The sequence below is a fragment of the Candidatus Zixiibacteriota bacterium genome (assembly GCA_018820315.1).
In the GTDB taxonomy this organism is placed as follows: domain Bacteria; phylum Zixibacteria; class MSB-5A5; order JAABVY01; family JAHJOQ01; genus JAHJOQ01.
Map to the genome: position 1 here is coordinate 1 of JAHJOQ010000125.1, position 3729 is coordinate 3729.

The following is a 3729-nucleotide window of genomic DNA, read 5'->3' on the forward strand; positions in this document are numbered from 1 at the left end:
AGTCAAATTTAGCCTCAATCGAATCCTGCGCTACGACGGAATCGCCATACTCAAATGTGAATGCCGTGGGGTTGACCAGATCCTTAAAAACCGTGATGTGGTTTGAACTGGTATCAAAAACTACACCGAACTGTCTCTGCTGTGATATCGCATATGACCGCGCCAGCCTCAGTGAAGTCATAACATCCGTTCCTGTACCGTGCCAACGTAGTTTCTGCATCGACTTCACAAAGTCGGGCACAGCCATCGCAGCAATCAGCCCAATAATGACGGTCACTATGAGTAACTCCATCATCGTAAATCCGTTCTGCTTTTTCAATCGCATCTGATACCGCCTTGTGCTAGTTGAGCCATCATCACCGCATGTTTCAGCAAGACCTGTGCCTCATGATGCGGTTTCTGTATATGCATTTTAATCGACTGTAGGACATAGGCTTCTGGCCGCATGAAACGACGGCAAGCGCATTTTGCCGCCTTTCAGAGCTCAGTTTTCTGGATATGCTTCAACAGGCTGTGGGATTATTCCCACATTAAGTCTGAACAATTGTTTCCGATTGACAATTATAGACTATCGGGTATCTTAATGGAAGTTCCGACCGATAACTTCAGGACGAAAGGCAAAACAATGCAGACCAATAGATTGACCTTGCCGATAGTGATCGCTGTTCTACTGCTTGGGACCGGTCTTGCGTGGGGCAACGAAATCCCAATTCAGTCACCCGATGATTTCGTGAAACCGAAACCTGCACAGGTAATTTCCAGCAGGACCATTGACTACCTGAGTTCCCATGCCGTCGATGGCACAGTTAAGATATGGGTCTTCTTCTCTGATCGCGGCATCACATCGAAGTCAGAACTCAGTCAGGCTGCGAGTACGCTGTCGAATCGTATCACCGATGAAGCATTAGGTCGCCGAAAGAAAGTCGGCAAGGACAAATTCACGATCATCGACGTACCAGTGAAGTCTTCTTATGTGGAAGCTGTCGTCAATCTGGGCGCCAAGCTCAGGCACACCTCTCGCTATCTCAATGCAGCGAGCTTCGAGGTACCCGTTGAGCTACTCGACGAAATTTCCGAACTCCCCTTCGTCATAGAGATCCGTCCGATGATTGCGGCAAGGAAAACCTACCCACAAGAATCGGATGCACCTAAAGACGGCTCATCCAATAGCCTTGAATCGCCCATTCTCAATTACGGCGCTTCCTTCGATCAGTTAAATCAGATTAATGTTATTCCGGCGCACACCGCTGGATATGCAGGCCAGGGTGTTATCGTCGCAATGTTCGACACAGGATTCCGCACGACGCATCACGTCTTCCAAGATATCATGTTCACCGGCAGATTGATAGCGGAACATGATTTCGTGTTTGATGACGGCAATGTCGACAATGAACCTGAGGACTGGTCGAATGCCTGGGATCACGGAACGCTTACCTGGTCGACGCTTGGGGGAGCTTGGGACGGCAATCACTACGGTCCGGCGTACGGCGCCAGATTCATCCTTGCGAAAACCGAAGATATTAGATCCGAGACTCCTGTGGAGGAGGACAACTGGGTCGCGGCAGTCGAATGGTCCGATTCCATCGGCGCAGATGTTATCTCGTCTTCACTGAGCTACTCGGATTGGTACGATCCGTCCGACTATGATGGCAACACTGCCACATCAACAGTTGCCGCAGACTTGGCGGCTGAATACGGTATCGTCGTCTGCAATTCTGCCGGCAATGCCGGCCCCTATCCGTCGACGATCGGAGCGCCGGCTGACGCCGACAGCATCCTGACAGTAGGCGCGGTCTTTTCGACAGGAGGGATAATTGGTTTCTCGTCGAGGGGTCCGACTGCCGACGGCAGGATAAAGCCAGAGGTTTGTGCAAGAGGCTCAGGGACTGCTTGTGCCAGCGCATCAAGTGATGAAGCACTGACGACCGCCAGCGGTACTTCGTTATCATGTCCACTCATCGGGGGAGTTGCTGCACTCGTCATTCAGGCTCATCCAGACTGGACCGCAATGCAGGTTCGCGAAGCAATCATGATGACTGCTGACAATGCCACAACGCCCAACAATGATTATGGATGGGGCATAGCAAACTGCTGGGCAGCGATCAATTACTCCTTTGGCCCACCGGCATATGTCGCTGGCGATGCGGACGGTTCGGGTGATGTTGACATCGATGACGTCGTATACATAATCGCATTCGTCTTCACCGGTGGCCCGTCGCCGGTGCCGGTGGAAGCTTCCGGTGATGCGGACGGAAGCGGCGAGGTCGACATCGATGACGTTATCTATTTGATTGCGTATATCTTCACGGGTGGCCCGCCACCGGTAGTATAGCATCCATGCGAATATAGAGTGATTTCGATTTGAGCCATCGGTTGAAAACAACCGGTGGCTCTTCTCTTTAGGGCTAGTTGCAGAAGTCCATATATGGCCAATCGACGTCATTTCTGAGAGCGAAGCACGGTAATCTCCACGTCTCGCAATGGTCTTGATTGACAGAGAGATCGCCACGTCGCTTCGCTCCTCGCGATGACGACGTTCCGCGGTCCGTGACTTTTTCAACAGGCCCTTTCAACGGAATGACATTTTCACTTCGGGTGGATCCTTCGAAGCTCAGGAGTCCTGAGTTTCGAAGACATACGTGCGAACGCAAGGCATGTCACACCGTTGAAAAACGGTGCCCAGTACTGAGATTGCACGCCCATTAAATGCGCCTTTAGGAATCCCCTACTGATGAAACGGCCTTGCGGTTGGCGTACGTCTCGTGCTGTGGTTGGTGTACGTCCCGTGGGCCAACGCACACAACCTACAATCTTCCTTGCCAGGATCGCCCGCCGAGTGTATATTCAATCCATTGACACGATAGTCCGTTCTGCTCGACAGAACGAGAATTGATAGGCAAGGGCGGTGCTCTGGAAGAAAGGCGCGGTTTGGATCCAAGGAGGTCATAGAAATGAGAGACCTTAGGAAGGAAATATTAGGTTTTGTTTTGACTGTCATCAGCCACGAGCCGCGAAGATACTTCGTGTTGGCTGAAGAAGTGAATAGCGATCCATTGGAAATGGTTCGGTGGGTATACAGTTTCAACCACGGTCATGATCCAAACATTATAGCGAAGGTCACGAGTCGTTTGATTGATGCCCGCTTCCACGAACGCGAGAATCAGATGCACTATGAGACTATTAGGTTTGCGCTCCGCAAGATTCGTGAATATCCGGAAGTTACAGAGTTCTTATTCACTTCCAATGATATGGAATCAACCAACGAAGTGTCTGTCATCAAGGGGCTTGATCTCAGATACCAGATTCTACGGTTCTTCTATGACGTCTATGCCGGAGGGTTGCCCCAACAAGGTATCTCTGTCTACGACTTGTGCTATAATTTTCCAAACGACATGCAGGATATGCAAGGCTGGGTGACTGACCTCGATCAGGCCGGTTTTCTCATTCGGACAAGGACGGATCAGAAATATGTAACCACTGACAACAGGACGACATCTTCTCAGGCTCACAAGATAAATCCACAAAGACTTGCCGACATCCAGGCTGAGCTCAGGAAATGGCAGTCTGAGCAAGGAATGACAATTGAGACGCGGAGGCTAGACATGGAACAACAATATGATGTAGCTCTATCATATGCAAGTGAGAACGGGAAATATGTGCGGAGTGTAGCCGATTCACTCAAAGCCCATAGCGTATCAGTATTCTATGATGAGTATGAGAAGATTCCAT

The 3729-nt window shown here is 50.4% G+C and carries 3 protein-coding genes; 2 read left to right on the plus strand and 1 reads right to left on the minus strand.

Features of this window, described 5'->3' with window-relative positions:
- The coding region (locus KKH67_12580) for a prepilin-type N-terminal cleavage/methylation domain-containing protein (GenBank protein ID MBU1320015.1) at positions 1 to 325 on the minus strand (325 nt) is incomplete at its 3' end.
- A gap of 300 nt (positions 326 to 625) precedes the next feature.
- Between KKH67_12580 and KKH67_12585 the strand changes: the two genes are divergently transcribed.
- Both KKH67_12585 and KKH67_12590 read left to right on the plus strand, forming a co-directional pair.
- Complete coding sequence (locus KKH67_12585; GenBank protein ID MBU1320016.1) at positions 626 to 2332, plus strand: S8 family serine peptidase; 1707 nt, start codon at positions 626 to 628, stop codon at positions 2330 to 2332.
- A gap of 619 nt (positions 2333 to 2951) precedes the next feature.
- Positions 2952 to 3729, plus strand: a 778-nt coding sequence (locus KKH67_12590; protein MBU1320017.1) for a toll/interleukin-1 receptor domain-containing protein, incomplete at its 3' end; no start/stop codon positions are given.

Coding starts and splice junctions, on each gene's coding strand:
- KKH67_12585 (MBU1320016.1), top strand. CDS start 626: ATGCAGACCAATAGATTGACCTTGCCGATAGTGATCGCTGTTCTACTG.